We start from the raw sequence: 14,774 nt of genomic DNA on the forward strand, positions 1-14,774 counted from the left end.
AGCGGTCCGATAGCGGCCGTCTGTGGGAATTCAACGATGAAGCTGGCCGTCAACGGAAGGATGGACGCCGAACACCTCGCCTTCGCCCGGCAGCTGGGAGTGACGGACGTGGTGAACGGGGTGCCGGATTGTGATCTGTCAAAGGGTTACTACAGTTTTCATGACCTGTCGCTTCAGAAGGCGCGCATAGAAGATGCCGGGTTGATCTGGTCGGTGCTCGAGGGCGTGCCTCCCGAGTGGTGCGACAAGATCAAGCTGGGACTGCCGGGGCGCGACGAGCAGATCGACAACTGGTGCAGGACGCTGGATAACATGGGCGCCGCGGGCATCCCCGTCCTGGGGTATTTCTTCAGTCTGCGCAACGTGGGCGGCAATTATGGACTGCGCACGTCGAAGTCGACCCGGAGCCGGGGCGGCGCGGTCGTCACCAGCTTCGACTACGAACAGATCAGGGGCGCGAGACAGGACTACTGGCATCCCCCCGTTGCCCGGGACCTGGAACGGTCCGACGAGGACATGTGGCGCAACGTCGCCTATTTCCTTGAGGCGGTCATACCGACGGCCGAGAAGGCCGGGGTGCGCATGAGCCTGCATCCGGACGACCCGCCCATCTCACCCATAGCGGGAATCGCGCGCGTCTTCCGCAGCCACGAGGCGCTGTCGCGGCTCGTCGACCTCGTACCCAGCGACTGCAACGGCCTGGGTTTCTGCCAGGGGACCATTTCGGAAATTCCGGGCGACGTGCTCGACGCCATCCGGTATTTCGGCGGCCGGGGCAAGATCAACTATGTCCATTTCCGCTTCGTGTCCGGACCCGTTCCCACGTTCTCGGAGACCTTCATCGACCAGGGCCACGTGGATCCCATGGCGTCCCTGCGGGCCTACGAGGAAGCCGGCGTGGATTGTCCCATGATCGACGATCACGTGCCGCGGCTGGCCATAGATCCCGATGACCGCCACAGCACGTCCCGAGCCTACGCGCTGGGCTACATGAAGGCGTTGCTGGACAACGTGGGAAAACGACGGGAAGGTGCAGCGTGATCCGCGTCGACCGGGACCGGTTCCTGGAAGAGGGCTACCTGATCCTTCGCGGCATGATCTCCCCGCGGGATCTCGAAATCCTTCGCAGCAGTTACGAAAGGCTCGTGGACCGGCAGCGCTGCATCTGGACGGACGAGGCGGCCCGGGGCAAGGCGCCGGCCGACGTGTGGCGGACCGCGGCCCAGCCGAGGCTGAACATTACGCGGCCGCCGGACCTGGGCGACCGGGAAACAGCACCGGCCTTCGCGTTCTGGCTGCACGAGAACGTCCAGGGCGTGAGCAGCGCGCTCCTCGACGAAGACGACGCGCCGCCCACGGAAATGATGCTCATGTGCAACCCGGTGAGAGACCACGGTCCCGCCCGGTGGCATCGCGATTTCTATCCGCCGTTGAACTGTCCGCTCATGGCCTATGCGGACGATATCCTGGAAAGCGGGCCCCGGTACGTCCAGTGGAACGTGCCGCTGTACGACGACAACGTGCTGTGGGTCGTCCCGGGCAGCCACGTCCGGCGCAACACGCACGAAGAAAACGCGTCCATGTCCAGAGACCCCAGGTCTCCGGTCCCGGGCGGCGTGCAGACCCGGCTGCAGGCGGGGGATGGGGTCGTCTACATTCTACCCATACTCCACTGGGGGAGCAACTACTCTACGAAAATGCGCCGCACCATTCACGGGGGATTCGCGCGCCTGACGCACTGGCACACGACGGACTGGATCGAGCATCTTGCGCCCGCGGCCCGCGATGCCTGCCAGCGCTGGCACGAGCGCGCCGCCGGTTACATGGACCACGGGGAGGCGGCGCTGCGTGCGGTCCTGGCCGCGGACGCCGGCGCCTATCGAAGCGCACTGGATGCGCTGCATCCCGGAAGGGGCGAAAAGGGCGTCGTCAAGTCGACTATCTGTCTCAGCAAGACGGCCCGGCACATATACAACCAGCATTGTGTGGAACCGGACGACCTTTCGGCGCCGGAAGCCCTGGGCATCGAATCGGTCCATCCCATGACCCTGCAGTGGGGCAGGCCGCTCGGGGACCGCTTCACCCCGGAGGAAGCGGAAGGCCTGTGGGCGCGGTTCAAGCCCGTCGACGTCCTCATGCAATCCGACGAAAACCAGCTCCTGCCGGGTTTCCAGGGCGGCGAGACCCGTTATCACTTCGAAGAAGTCCCGCCGGCGCTCACCCCGGACAGCTGGTACGCTTCATGGACCACCGGACGTATTGGAAACGGGGCATCCTCATCATGAAACCACCTTCCCTGCTCTCCTTCGATGCCGTGGTCGGCCAGTCCGATCCCGCAATATACGATATACAGTCCAGCGCGCCGGGCCCGGAAGGCAGCCTGCCGCTCACCGGCGACATGTTGCGGGACAGCCCGAGCGGCGACCTCTTCGGCCTATCCCAGAACGTGGGCATGGGTTGGAGTCCAAAAGCGCTGAAACGCCGGGAATACCTGATCCTCAGCACCCAGGGAGGGATCCGTGCATCCGACGGAACGCCCGTGGCCCTGGGGTACCACACGGGCCACTGGGAGGTCGGCCTGCTCATGCAGGCGGCCGCCGAGGAGCTTACGGCCCTGGGCGGCATTCCCTTCGGCGGTTACTGCACCGATCCCTGCGATGGGCGCACCCAGGGCACGCCGGGCATGATGGACAGCCTGCCTTACAGAAACGACGCGGCCATGGTATTCCGGCGGCTGATCCGGTCGTTGCCGACGCGCCAGGGCGTAATCGGCGTGGCGACGTGCGACAAGGGGCTGCCCGCCATGATGATCGCACTGGCGGCGACCCATGACCTGCCCTGCGTGCTGGTGCCTGGCGGCGTCACGCTGCCGCCCGAAGAGGGCGAAGACGCCGGCAAGATCCAATCCATCGGCGCCCGGTACGCCCATGGTGAGATCACGCTGGAATATGCGGCGGACATGGGCTGCCGGACCTGCGCGTCGCCGGGCGGCGGCTGCCAGTTCCTCGGTACGGCCGCCACTTCGCAGATCGTGGGCGAAGCCTTCGGCCTCTCCCTGCCCCACAGCGCGCTGGCGCCGTCGGGCCAGCCCATCTGGACCGACATGGCAAAGCGGTCGGCCCGCGCGCTGATGCGGTTGGACGCCGAGGGATTGACCGTTCGGAAGATCCTGACCGAAGCGGCGCTCGAGAACGCCATGACGGTCCACGCCGCCTTCGGTGGTTCCACCAACCTGCTGCTGCACATCCCCGCGGTCGCCCATGCCGCCGGACTGCGCCGTCCCGGGATCGAGGACTGGGTAAGGATAAACCGGCAGACTCCCAGGCTGGTGGACGTGCTGCCGAACGGCCCGACGGGATATCCCACGGTGACAGCTTTCCTTGCCGGCGGCGTACCGGAAGTCATGCTGCATCTGCGCGATGCGGGTCTGCTGAATGAATCGGCGCTTACCGCGTCCGGGGCAACCCTGGGAGAGGTATTGGACTGGTGGCGGGCGTCCGACAGACGGCGGCTGGTGCGAGAGCGCCTCAAGAAGGTAGACGGGATCGACCCGGACGACGTGATCATGTCTCCCGACCGCGCGCGAAAGCGGGGGCTGACCAGCACGGTGACCTTTCCCGTGGGCAACCTCGCGCCGGAGGGATCAGTCATCAAGAGTACGGCCATCGACCCGGACGTCGTCGATCCGGACGGGGTGTACCGTAAAACGGGGCCCGCACGGGTATTCACGCGGGAACGGGACGCCATCGCCGCCATCAAGAGCCGGGACGAGGACCGGATCAAGCCCGGCGACGTGCTGGTACTCATCTGCCGGGGTCCCATGGGCGCCGGCATGGAGGAGACCTACCAGATCACCGCGGCGCTGAGACACCTGTCCTTCGGCAAGCACGTCGCCGTGGTGACCGACGCCCGGTTCTCCGGCATTTCGACGGGCGCCTGCATCGGCCACGTCGGTCCCGAGGCCCTGGCGGGCGGCCCCATCGGAAAGGTCATCGATGGCGACCTGGTGGAAATCGTCATAGACCGGAATAACCTGACCGGATCCATCAACCTGGTCGGCAGCGAGGACCGCACGTTCGGCGTGGAGGAGGGCAACCGGCTGCTCGCCGGGCGTTCGCCGAGAAACGACCTGGCCGTCGACCCGAATCTACCCGACGACACCCGGCTTTGGGCCGCACTGCAGCAGGCCGGCGGAGGTGCGTGGGGCGGATGTGTCTACGACGTGGACGAGATCGTCCAGCGTTTGCAGCACCGTGTCCCGGCCGGACCGGAGCCCGCGAAGCCGTCACAACCAAAGACGAAGGCAGGTAAAAATGGCAGATAACCCGGCCGTACTCGACCTTAATGTGCGGTATTTCCAGGACAGTACCCCCGCTGATGTGCCCTGCAGGGAGGAGCACTTCATCCGCCGGGAGTTCCGGATGAACCTGCCCGTCGAACAGACGGCGCTCGTCCTGGTGGACCTGTGGAACGCCCATTTCATCGAAAGCTGGATCGAACGGGCCGCCCGGGTTACGCGGGAGGCGATCGTGCCGGCCATCGAGATGAGCCGGAAGGCCGGGCTGCCGGTGATCCACGCCCCGTCGCCCGAGGTGGCGCGGCAGTTTCCCCAGTCGGCCCGGAATCCGGCGGCGCCCGCATCTCCGCGCGGCGGCGCGGACTGGCCGCCCCCGGCGTTCAGGAGCAGGGAAGGCGCGTACCGGGCCTTCCATGGTCCCCGAAGCCAACCTCCGGGCATAGGTCTTCACTGGGATCCCATCAGCGACGGCCTGACGGTGTCCCCGTCCGTGGAGGTCCGCGACGAAGACGTGGTGATCACCACCGGCGCCGAACTGCACGAGGTGCTGGCCGAACGGAACGTGCTCCACCTGGTCTACGCCGGTTTCGCCACCAACTGGTGCGTCCTGGGCAGAGACTACGGCATACGGTCCATGGCCCGGTACGGATACAATATCGTGTTCCTGCGCGACTGCACCGCGGGCGTCGAATTCCCGGACACGCTGGACGAGCTTTTCGTAACGGAAATCGCGGTCCGCGAGATCGAGCAGCAGTTCGGATTCTCGGCGTCCAACCAGGACTACTTCGAGAGTTGTCGGAAGATTTCAGAAAGGAACGAGAATTGATCGTCGACACCCACACCCACTTCTACGATCCCTCCAGGCCGCAGGGCGTGCCCTGGCCCCGTGCCGATGACGAGTTTCTTTACCGGAGGATCATGCCGGAGGACTTCAAGGGCGAAGCGCAGTCCGAAGGCGTCACGGGCACGGTCGTGGTGGAAGCCAGTGCCTGGGTGGAGGATAACCGGTGGATACTGGACCTGGCCGAGGAAGACCCCTTCCTGCTAGGCCTGGTGGGTCGCCTGGAACCACCTGACGAAGATTTCGAATCCGACCTGGACCGTTTTGCCGCCCATGACCTCTTCTACGGCATCCGGCTGGGAAAGGTGCCCGTCGACGATCCGGTCTATCTCAGGGCACTGGAGCAACTCGCCGCCCACGACCTCACGCTGGACCTGCTCGTGGGCAAGGAGTGGCTGGCCGGATTGACCGCCTGCGCCGCCCGTTTTCCCGGTCTCAGGATCGTGCTGAACCATCTCGCCCACGTGCCGGTAACCGGCGGCCGCCCGGACGAGGAATGGATCGCCGGCATCACCTCCGCCGCGGCCCATCCCAACGTATTCTGCAAGATATCGGGCATGGTGGAACTGGCGCGGGACGATCCTCCGCCGGAGGACCCGGCCTACTATAAACCGGTCCTCGATGTGCTCTGGAACGCCTTCGGGGAGAGCCGGCTGCTGTATGCCAGCAACTGGCCGGTATCCTGGAGATACGCTTCCTACCGCCAGGTGCAGGCTTTGGCCATGGCCTGTTTCGAACCGAGAGGTCCGGAAGCCCTGGATAAAATCATGGGAAAGAACAGCAGGGACGCCTACAGGTGGGTGCCGCGGAGCTGACGGCCGTGAGGGTGCCGCGAAGCTGAGGGGTGGGCCAGATTCCTACCGGTCTGCCGCCTGGCTATCGGTCTTCGATCGGAACGTACTGACAGACGTCGTCGCCGGTATAGATCTGGCGGGGGCGGGCGATTTTCTGTTCCGGGTCGTCCAGCATCTCCGCCCACTGGGCCAGCCAGCCCACAGTGCGGGGAATGGCGAAGAGCACCGGGAACATCTCGAGCGGAAAACCCATGGCCTGGTAGATGAGGCCCGAATAGAAGTCGACGTTCGGATAGAGTTGCCGGTTGACGAAGTAATCGTCTTCGAGAGCGATCCGCTCGAGTTCCACGGCGACGTCCAGCAGCGTGTTCCTCTCGGTCACGCCCAGTACCCGGTGGGTCATCTCCTTGAGGATCTTGGCCCGGGGATCGTAGTTCTTGTACACCCGGTGGCCGAACCCCATGAGCCGGATATCTCCCTGCTTGACCTTCTTGATGTAAGCGGGCACGCGGCTGATGTGGCCGATTTCCTGCAGCATGTGCAGCACCTGCTCGTTCGCGCCGCCGTGCAGCGGACCGTACAGACCGGCGGCGGCGGCGGCCACGGACACATAGGGATCGGGCAGCGAACTGCCTACGCTCCGCATCGCGTTGGCGCTGCAGTTCTGCTCGTGGTCCACGTGCAGGATAAACACCACGTCCAGGGCTTTTTCCAGCACGGGATCGGGGGTGTACTTTTCCGTCATCTTGTACATCATGGACAGGAAGTTTCCGCAGTATCCCAGGCCGTTGTCCGGATAGGTGTAGGGAAAGCCCTGGCTGTGCCGGTACGCGAAGGCGGCGATGGTCGGAATCTTGGCGATGAGCCGGTGGATCTGTTCGTTGCGGATGGCCACGTCGCGGATCCGCTTCGCTTCCGGGTAGAAGGTGGAAAGCGCGGCGACCGTGCTGATCAGGATCCCCATTGGATGGGCGTCGTAACGGAATCCGTCCATGAACTTCTTGATATTCTCATGGACGATCGCGTGATGGGTGATGTCGTAAGACCATTCGTCCAGCTCGGTCCGGGTCGGCAGCATGCCGTGGACGATCAGGAAGGCGACTTCGAGAAAGGAACTGTTGACCGCCAGGTCCTCGATGGGGTAGCCCCGGTAACGCAGGATGCCCTTTTCCCCGTCGATGTGGGTTATGCTGCTCCGGCAGGAGGCGGTGTTGGTGAATGCCGGGTCGTAACCCAGCAACCCGAAGTCGTCTTCGGACACCTTGATCTGTCGAAAGTCCGTGGTGGGGATCGCGGCGCCGTACCTGGGATAGGTCCCGTACTGGATCGGGATCTCGTATTTCTTGCCGGTCCGGTTGTCGATGACCGTCAACGTATCGGGCATGCAGTACGACCTCCTGAAAACAGGATGGAGAATGCGCAGGCACCGGGATTTTCGCGCCGTGAAAGCAACAAATTAACGAATCGCGGCCCTTCGGTCAACCGATATTCGATTCCCAACCGGCCGTGTATATGCATCCCATGACCACCGTTTAAAAGGAGACGCGACCGCGTAGTACGTCCATGGCTAAATTAAAGATACCTGCGGGGTATTATCAGCAGTTCGACGCCGACCCATCACTGGACTATCCGGGGCAGGGGTACGGGGGATGGCGGCGTGCGGAAATAAGGATCGACACAGACCACACGGCATTCGTCGTCATGCACGCGTGGGATACCGGAAGCCCGGAGGACTACGCGGGATGGCACCGGGCCGTCGAGTATTTTCCCAGGGCCGAGAAGATATGCCGGGAAGTGTTTCCCCCGCTGCTCGGTGCGATACGATCGGGCGGCATGAAGATGTTCCACGTCGCGGGCGGTGGCAGGTACCACGAGCATCACCCGGGATACCGGGCCGCCGTCAAACTGGCGGGTCCCGAACCGGATGCCGTGGAACCCGTCGCCGGCGATCCCGTTTACGAGGAACTGAACCGGTTCCGCGCCGAACGGGTTTTCCCGGGTGCCCGGAACTCCGCCGATATCGAGCGCGGCTTCGCCCGGATCGATTTCGCGCCCCAGGCTCGGCCCAAGCCGGAGGAGGGCGTGGCGGAGAACGGCTGGCAATTGGCCGCCCTATGCCGCGCTAATGGCATCAACCACCTGATCTACATGGGCTTTGCCATCAACTGGTGCCTGCTGGTGTCGCCCGGGGGGATGCTGGACATGCGGCGGTACGGGGTCATCTGTTCCGCCATTCGCCAGGCCGTGACTGCCGTGGAAAACCGGGAAACGGCGGCAACGGAAGCGGCCAAGGAACTCGCGCTGTGGCGGGTCGCCCTGGCGTTCGGCTTCGTATTCGAACTGCAGGATGTCATGGAAATGCTGAATCGAGACCGTCCACCGGCCAAGGGACCGTCCGCCGGCTAAGGGTCTACCCAGCGGCCGTCCGATTTGATCAGGTCGACCAGTTCGTGGACGCCCTGTTCCTGCGGAACGCTCATCTTGACGCATTCCCGCCCACGGTAGAGCGAGATGATCCCGTTGGCGCGACCGACGTAGCCGTAATCGGCATCGGCCATCTCTCCGGGACCGTTGACGATGCATCCCATGACGGCGATATCGAGGCCAGCGAGGTGGTCGGTGGCCGCCTTGACTTCCGCCAGCACGTTTTCCAGGTTGAACTTGGTGCGCCCACAGGAAGGACATGCGATGAACTCGACCTTGGTGCGGCGCAAGCCCAGCGATTGGAGGATATCGTAACAGACCGGGATTTCGTTGGCCGGATCCTCGGCGAGTGATACGCGGATGGTGTCACCGAGCCCTTCGGCCAGCAACGTGCCGATGCCCGATGTGGACTTGATCCTGGCGTACTCGCCGTCACCGGCCTCGGTGACGCCCAGGTGCAGCGGATAATCCATGCCTTCTTCGTCCATACGGCTTGCCATGAGCCGGTTGGCCTGGATCATGACGGGCACGCGGGACGCTTTGAGGGAAACTATCAGGTTGCGGTAGTTCCGCGCCTCGCAGACCCGGATGAATTCCAGCGCGGACTCCACCATGCCGAGCGGCGTGTCTCCGTAGGTCACCGTCATGCGGTCCGACAGGGACCCGTGGTTCACGCCGATGCGCATGGCGATGTCCCGTTCCCGGCAGACCTCGATTACCGGCGCCAGGTCTTCCTCCACCTTCCGCCTTGCCGCTTCGAATTCTTCCTGCGTATACTCGATGGTATCGGCCAGTCGCTGGAACACGAACAGGCCGGGGTTGATACGCACCTTGTCGACGGACCGGGCGACTTCCTCGGCTATCCGGGTGCCCTGGTGATGGACATCGGCGACCAGTGGCACGTCCACGCCCCTCAGGTCGAGGGTATGCTTGATTTCACGCAGGCTGTGGGCATCCGCCAGCGTAGGCGTGGTCACCCGCACGATTTCACAACCGAGTTCGTGCAATCGGACGATCGAATCCACACACGCGGTCACGTCCCGCGTATTCTCCGTGATCATCGATTGCACGGCAATCGGATGCGCGCCGCCGACCGTGATGTTTCCTACGCGTACTTCACGCGTCTGTCGCCGCGGATAAGTCATCTCCATGCGGTGAACTCCTTCGCGGTGTACTCCTTCCGGCTCTTCGTAACGTACGTGACGACAAGCGATTGTCAATACCTTAATGCCGGGTTTCCGGACCACGGGTATCGTCGAAGACCGCCGGCTATGCCTCGAAGGCGCATGCCCGATCGATGGAGCGGAACAGGTCGAAGTCCGACCTGTTCAGGATCGACGCACAACAAGCGGGGAGGATGGCTGACAAGGAACTCCGGTCCCGGCGGAAATCTCCAGACAACGATCCATCCCCGCTGTGGAAACAAGGCGTCGCGGGTCTAAGGGCCGCGACCGGGGATTCTCGGAAGCATGACTACTCCTTCCTTTGGCGTCTACGACGCCTGGTGCCTTCACACACGCACCTGGTAAAGTGTTCGTAATCACGAAACCTGCTTTGCATTTTGCGTCTGAGGCGATACATGCAGTCGTAGATCATCTGTCCCATGCGTTGTACGGACACCCCCATCAATTCGGCAATGTCCTCCCTGGTCAGTTCGCCTTTCAGTTCCCTGACGTACATTTTCAGGACGGTCCGGCATCGCGGGCCCGTATAGTATTTGAGGGCGGTATGCAGCAGGTAGATCTGTTCTTCTTCTTCCAGCTTCTTGAATAACCGGCCGGGACCGTTGTTCGGATTGGAGTCTACGATCTGCAGCCCCGACTCGGTGTTCGACGCAAACCAGTCGATATCGACGAACTTGATCCCCCTCCCCCTTGCGACCCCCATCCGCGAAGGCATGGCGTCCAGACACTTGATCTTGGCGATGCGGATCACATAGGTGCTCAATGCGCTGCGGAACTCGAACTTGGGAAGACTCTGCAAGACCGCGATGAATATGTCATTGAGGATGTCTTCCTTTTCACCCGCCGGTATCCAGTACGCTTTCTTGTAAACCCAGAAGTGAACGGGCTTGTCCGACATGAAAAACGATTTGTAGAGTAGACTCTGCGCATCCGATCGACCTTCGAGGCATGCGTGTATCAGATGGATGTCTCCTGGCCTGCCTGGTTGCTTATTCATGGTCTCAAAGAAACTGCCTTTCCAATGAAAGCGCTTTAGATCGAAGGGCCGATCAAGCGCGACGGGTACATCCGGCACCGTTTGAATACCCGGTTCGAGGTATCCGGTTACGGGTATTCCACAACCCCGTCCCTGCGGCCGTAGGATCTTTCGTGATCCCGACGGTTCAAGGACGGGTGCCGGCAACTGACGCTGATTACAGTGGCACTGAAATAGACCGCTGCTCCATCCACGGGCGACGAGGACATCACAGCTTTCTTTCTGTACTGATCGAGGCGGTAGATGGTACACGCCTGTATGCATCGAAGTGCAGACCGGATACCCAGGTGCTGCTTTTCCTTCGTATCGCAAACCGGTGACAGCCCGTGGCGCCTTGTCGCGGCGGACCGGTTTCATGTGCTGTTACGATGCATCCTAAGGCCGGTTTAGTGCATGGTGAGTGAAATGCCGTACCGGCCGTTCCGTATATCAGTATATAACAATAATAATGCAAAGAACAGCTATATATAATTAAATTAATTAAAATGTGCACGTGTGCATTTTGATTTCGAAAACAGTACTTCAAGCTGCTTATATGTTTAGTCGTGGATAGTGAGCGTAAACACGAATAAAAAATGGAAACTTGACATTTCAGTGGTTTTTGCGTTAACGTGCATTAATTCAATAGTGCAGTAGTGTGTCCGTTCGCCTGGATCCAGGATTCGGTTTTGCTTCAAGTCCCAACGTCTTACGCCAGTGGATATGAGAAGGCGCGGTCCCTGAACCCGGAATTCGCCGACAACTTCATCAGGCACACCATGATCGGCGACGGAGATCTGGATCCGGTGATGGATGAACTTTCCGGTATGCCGCCTGGCGAGATGCACCAGTACATCCATGCCGGGCTGCACCAGGAGGAGGACTGGTTAAAAAAAGCGCCTGAATCCCTGCAGCGTTACTTCCGGGAGGTCGATTCGAAGGTCCCCGAATGGGTTGAATTCGAAGACTTCCGCCCCGCCGTGATCGGATTCCACAAGAACATGCCGGAAATCCTGGTCGCGTTCGTGACCGCGGCCCTGCTGGAAGGATTCACGACGCTCATAAGCAAGTCCTTCTACCTGACCGGGCGGGTTCATTCGCCCAGCGCAACCCGCCGTTTCAAGCAGAATAACCGCCACCTGCTGGAAATCTTCCTGCCCGGCGGTCTCCGTCGGGAAGGGGACGGCTACCGGCTTTCCGCCCGTATCCGTTTCGTGCATGCCATGGTACGCCGTCTGCTGAAAGACTCCGACATATGGGACACCGAGGCCTGGGGCACGCCCTTGAGTGCGGCCCATATAGCCCTTGCGGTCAGTATTTTTTCGGCACAGATCCTGAAGCATTCCATCTCGCTGGGCGCCATCTACACCCAGGAGGAAAGGGAGAGTTTCGTTAAGGTCTTTCGGTACACCGGCTTCATCATGGGCGTCCCGGAGAGCATCCTCATGAAGAACGAGGACGAAGCCCGGCTGACCATCAATATCGGATTCATGTGCGAACCCCCTCCTGACGAGCACTCCATCGCGAACGCGAACGCACTGATCCATGCCGGGCCGGCGCTGCTGAATATCACGGATCCCGACGAAGTGGCCGCCGCCCTTAAGACATTATACAATATCTCCCGTGCCCTGCTGGGACACGAACTGGCCGACGCCCTGCATTACCCGAAGAGCAGTACCCTGGGCGTGCTGTTCGCCCATCGCTTGAAAAACCGCATCAGTCGTGTGAAGAACCTGTTGTTGAAAACGAGAGGCCGGCAGACGAAACTGGACAATTTCTCGCAGATGCTTCAGCTTTCGGCCTACGACGATATCGGCATGAGCTACCGGCTTCCCGACAATGTAAAAGCGTCTGAATCCAGCAAATGGTAGCGCGATCAATTGCACCTGGATAACTACATCGACGCAATCCTGCGTCATCGCTGGCTTGTTATTTCGCTTACCTTGCTGTTCATGCTCGCCATGGCGGCCGGCGGCAGGAATATCACCGTCTCCAACGAGCATCGCGTCATGTTCGGCGAGAACAACCCCCAACTCGCCGCCTTCGATGCGCTGGAAGACATCTACTCCGTTTCGAACACCGCCCTGATCGCCATCGCACCCCGGGACGGTTCCGTCTTCACCCGCGAAGTGCTCGGCGTCGTTGAAGACCTCACCGAAACCGCCTGGTTCGCTCCGTACTCGACGCGGGTGAATTCCCTTACGAACTACTTTCACAGCGAAGCGATGGAAGACGACCTCATCGTGGGGCCGCTCGTCGAAGACGCCTCGTCGCTGAGCGAGGCAGGCCTGGATCGCGTCCGGACGATCGCGCTGGGTTCCCGGGAAGTGGTCGGACGGCTCGTTTCTCCTGACGGGCGCGTGGCCGGCCTGGCGGTAAATTTCGTGCTGGGCGACAACCCGGATCTCGCGGTGATCGAGCTGACCGACTACCTGGACGGCATGCTGGACGATGCGAGGGCGGCGAACGGGGAGGTGGACTTCTACCTGACGGGCGACGTGGTCATGAACCGGGCCTTCGCCGATGCCACCCGAGACGACCTGGAAACTCTGCTGCCCATCGTCTTCTTCCTCATCGTGATCACCTCGACCCTGCTCATGAAGTCCTTTCTGGGAACGGGTATCATCGTCGTCATGATCGGTTTCGTGATCTCGACGACCATGGGGCTTGCCGGCTGGTTCCACACCGTATTCAGCCCGGTGAATTCAGGAGTGCCCATTATCGTCATGGCGATTTCCGTCGCCCAGGCGGTCCACATCATCACCCACACCCTCTCGGGAATACGACGGGGGGAGGACCGTAACGCGGCGGTCGCGCAATCCATAAAGACGAACGCCTACCCGGTATTCCTGGCCTCGATCACCACCGCGATCGGGTTCCTCAGCCTGAACTTCTCGGATTCGCCGCCGTTTCACATTCTCGGCAACTTCGTGGCTTTCGGGGTGATCATCACGTTCTTCTACGCCATGACGCTCCTGCCCGCGCTGCTTTCGGTCCTTCCGTTGCGGGCCCGTGCCGGCAGTTTCCGGCAACCCGTCTTCTTCGATCGCCTGGGCGATTTCGTCGTTTCGCGTCGAAAGCCGCTGCTCTGGTTCGTCGGGATTCTAACGGTCGTCCTGATCACCGGCGTGCCCAGGAACGTACTGACCGACAGCTGGCCGGATTACTTCGATGAACGCTACGAGTTCCGGCGGGATACGGATTTCGTCATGGACAACCTGACCGGATTGCTGTCCATGGAGTATACGCTGGCCGCGGAGGAAGAGGGCGGGATCACCGATCCGGAATACCTGCGGCAGGTGGAGGCTTTCGCGGAATGGAACCGCAGTCAGCCCGAAGTGGGCCACGTGCAGGCCTTCACGGATATCATGAAACGGTTGAACAAGAACATGAACGGCGACGATCCGGCCTTCTTCCGGATCCCCGATGCCCAGGATCTCGCATCGCAGTACCTGCTCCTCTACGAATTGTCACTGCCCTTCGGCAGCGATCTGAACGACCGGATCGATGTGTCCAAGTCCGCGACGCGCATGACGGTTGTGATCCGTGGCCGGTCGAGCCAGGATCTGCAGGACCTGGCCGGCCGGGGCGAAAACTGGCTGCGCGAGAACGCACCCGCGCTCGCGACCGAAGCCACCGGGCTGAGCGTGGTCTTCGCCCACATCTCGCAACGCAACATCGAGTCGATGCTGCGCGGAACGGTGACCGCCATGGCGCTCATCTCGGTCATCCTCGTCCTGGTCTTCAACAGTTTTCGCTTCGGCTTCATCAGCCTGTTGCCGAATTTCGTCCCCGCGGCCATGAGTTTCGGGCTCTGGGGGCACCTGGTCGGCGAAGTGGGCATCGCCTCGTCGGTGGTCATCGTCGTCGCCTTCGGCATCGTCGTGGACGATACGATCCACTTTCTCAGCAGGTACCTTCGGGCGCGCAATGAGGAGGGCCTTTCGGCGGAAGAAGCGGTGCGCGTTACCTTCCGGTCGGTGGGCAAGGCGTTGTGGACCACGACGTTGGTCCTTTCCGCGGGGTTCCTGGCCTTCGCGGGTTCCGGTTTCCAGGTGTCGTGGGCGCTCGGGCTGCTGGTCACCATCACCATCGGCTTCGCGATCATTGCCGATTTCCTGCTGCTTCCTCCCCTGCTTATGGCGCTTGACAGGAGAAAATCATGAAAACTGACCAACCAATGCGACTGGCGCGCGGACTGCGTGCCGCCCGGTTCTGC

Annotated in this window: 11 protein-coding genes; 8 read left to right on the forward strand and 3 right to left on the reverse strand. The window is 61.8% G+C overall.

Annotated elements, in window-relative coordinates; translation table 11 throughout:
• Nucleotides 1-36: 36 nt before the first annotated feature.
• The 5 genes from F4Y38_08935 to F4Y38_08955 are packed head-to-tail and all read left to right on the forward strand — an operon-like array spanning nucleotide 37 to nucleotide 5,953.
• The gene (locus F4Y38_08935; protein ID MXY49403.1) at nucleotides 37-1,041 is read left to right on the forward strand and encodes a TIM barrel protein; all 1,005 of its coding nucleotides are present in this window, start codon (nucleotides 37-39) and stop codon (nucleotides 1,039-1,041) included.
• The gene (locus F4Y38_08940) at nucleotides 1,038-2,285 is read left to right on the forward strand and encodes a phytanoyl-CoA dioxygenase family protein (GenBank protein MXY49404.1); all 1,248 of its coding nucleotides are present in this window, start codon (nucleotides 1,038-1,040) and stop codon (nucleotides 2,283-2,285) included. The genes F4Y38_08935 and F4Y38_08940 overlap by 4 nt, the downstream gene beginning before the upstream one ends.
• Nucleotides 2,282-4,324: a YjhG/YagF family D-xylonate dehydratase gene (locus tag F4Y38_08945; GenBank protein MXY49405.1), complete on the forward strand. Its 2,043-nt coding sequence runs from the start codon at nucleotides 2,282-2,284 to the stop codon at nucleotides 4,322-4,324. The genes F4Y38_08940 and F4Y38_08945 overlap by 4 nt, the downstream gene beginning before the upstream one ends.
• A complete protein-coding gene (locus F4Y38_08950) occupies nucleotides 4,314-5,123 on the forward strand; it encodes an isochorismatase family protein (protein MXY49406.1) in 810 nt (269 codons plus the stop codon). The genes F4Y38_08945 and F4Y38_08950 overlap by 11 nt, the downstream gene beginning before the upstream one ends.
• The gene (locus F4Y38_08955; protein MXY49407.1) at nucleotides 4,895-5,953 is read left to right on the forward strand and encodes an amidohydrolase family protein; all 1,059 of its coding nucleotides are present in this window, start codon (nucleotides 4,895-4,897) and stop codon (nucleotides 5,951-5,953) included. Before F4Y38_08950 ends, F4Y38_08955 begins: the two co-directional genes overlap by 229 nt.
• Nucleotides 5,954-6,014: 61 nt before the next feature.
• Here the strand turns inward: F4Y38_08955 and F4Y38_08960 are convergent, their stop codons facing one another.
• Nucleotides 6,015-7,316: a citrate synthase gene (locus F4Y38_08960; protein MXY49408.1), complete on the reverse strand. Its 1,302-nt coding sequence runs from the start codon at nucleotides 7,314-7,316 to the stop codon at nucleotides 6,015-6,017.
• Nucleotides 7,317-7,495: 179 nt separating this feature from the next.
• Between F4Y38_08960 and F4Y38_08965 the strand changes: the two genes are divergently transcribed.
• Nucleotides 7,496-8,338, forward strand: a complete 843-nt coding sequence (locus tag F4Y38_08965; protein MXY49409.1) for a hypothetical protein — start codon at nucleotides 7,496-7,498, stop codon at nucleotides 8,336-8,338.
• Here the strand turns inward: F4Y38_08965 and ispG are convergent.
• The gene (ispG, locus tag F4Y38_08970) at nucleotides 8,335-9,507 is read right to left on the reverse strand and encodes a (E)-4-hydroxy-3-methylbut-2-enyl-diphosphate synthase (protein MXY49410.1); all 1,173 of its coding nucleotides are present in this window, start codon (nucleotides 9,505-9,507) and stop codon (nucleotides 8,335-8,337) included. The two genes, F4Y38_08965 and ispG, sit on opposite strands and share 4 nt — an antisense overlap.
• A gap of 322 nt (nucleotides 9,508-9,829) precedes the next feature.
• Nucleotides 9,830-10,933 (reverse strand): sigma-70 family RNA polymerase sigma factor, encoded by a 1,104-nt coding sequence (locus tag F4Y38_08975; protein MXY49411.1) that lies wholly within the window; start codon nucleotides 10,931-10,933, stop codon nucleotides 9,830-9,832.
• Between the two features lie 311 nt (nucleotides 10,934-11,244).
• Here F4Y38_08975 and F4Y38_08980 point away from each other — a divergent pair, with 311 nt between their 5' ends.
• Nucleotides 11,245-12,426 (forward strand): DUF2236 domain-containing protein, encoded by a 1,182-nt coding sequence (locus F4Y38_08980; GenBank protein ID MXY49412.1) that lies wholly within the window; start codon nucleotides 11,245-11,247, stop codon nucleotides 12,424-12,426.
• A gap of 9 nt (nucleotides 12,427-12,435) precedes the next feature.
• Entirely contained in the window at nucleotides 12,436-14,721 is a 2,286-nt protein-coding gene (locus F4Y38_08985; GenBank protein ID MXY49413.1) for an MMPL family transporter, read from the forward strand.
• The last annotated feature ends 53 nt before the right edge of the window (nucleotides 14,722-14,774 follow it).

The organism is Gemmatimonadota bacterium (genome assembly GCA_009838645.1).
Lineage (GTDB): Bacteria > JAAXHH01 > JAAXHH01 > JAAXHH01 > JAAXHH01 > JAAXHH01.

What these genes read in the sequence shown, in the direction of transcription:
- F4Y38_08960 (MXY49408.1), bottom strand. Translation starts at nt 7,316, where the DNA reads ATGCCCGATACGTTGACGGTCATCGACAACCGGACCGGCAAGAAATAC.
- F4Y38_08975 (MXY49411.1), bottom strand. Translation starts at nt 10,933, where the DNA reads ATGAAACCGGTCCGCCGCGACAAGGCGCCACGGGCTGTCACCGGTTTG.
- F4Y38_08945 (MXY49405.1), top strand. Translation starts at nt 2,282, where the DNA reads ATGAAACCACCTTCCCTGCTCTCCTTCGATGCCGTGGTCGGCCAGTCC.
- F4Y38_08965 (MXY49409.1), top strand. Translation starts at nt 7,496, where the DNA reads ATGGCTAAATTAAAGATACCTGCGGGGTATTATCAGCAGTTCGACGCC.
- ispG (MXY49410.1), bottom strand. Translation starts at nt 9,507, where the DNA reads ATGGAGATGACTTATCCGCGGCGACAGACGCGTGAAGTACGCGTAGGA.
- F4Y38_08935 (MXY49403.1), top strand. Translation starts at nt 37, where the DNA reads ATGAAGCTGGCCGTCAACGGAAGGATGGACGCCGAACACCTCGCCTTC.
- F4Y38_08950 (MXY49406.1), top strand. Translation starts at nt 4,314, where the DNA reads ATGGCAGATAACCCGGCCGTACTCGACCTTAATGTGCGGTATTTCCAG.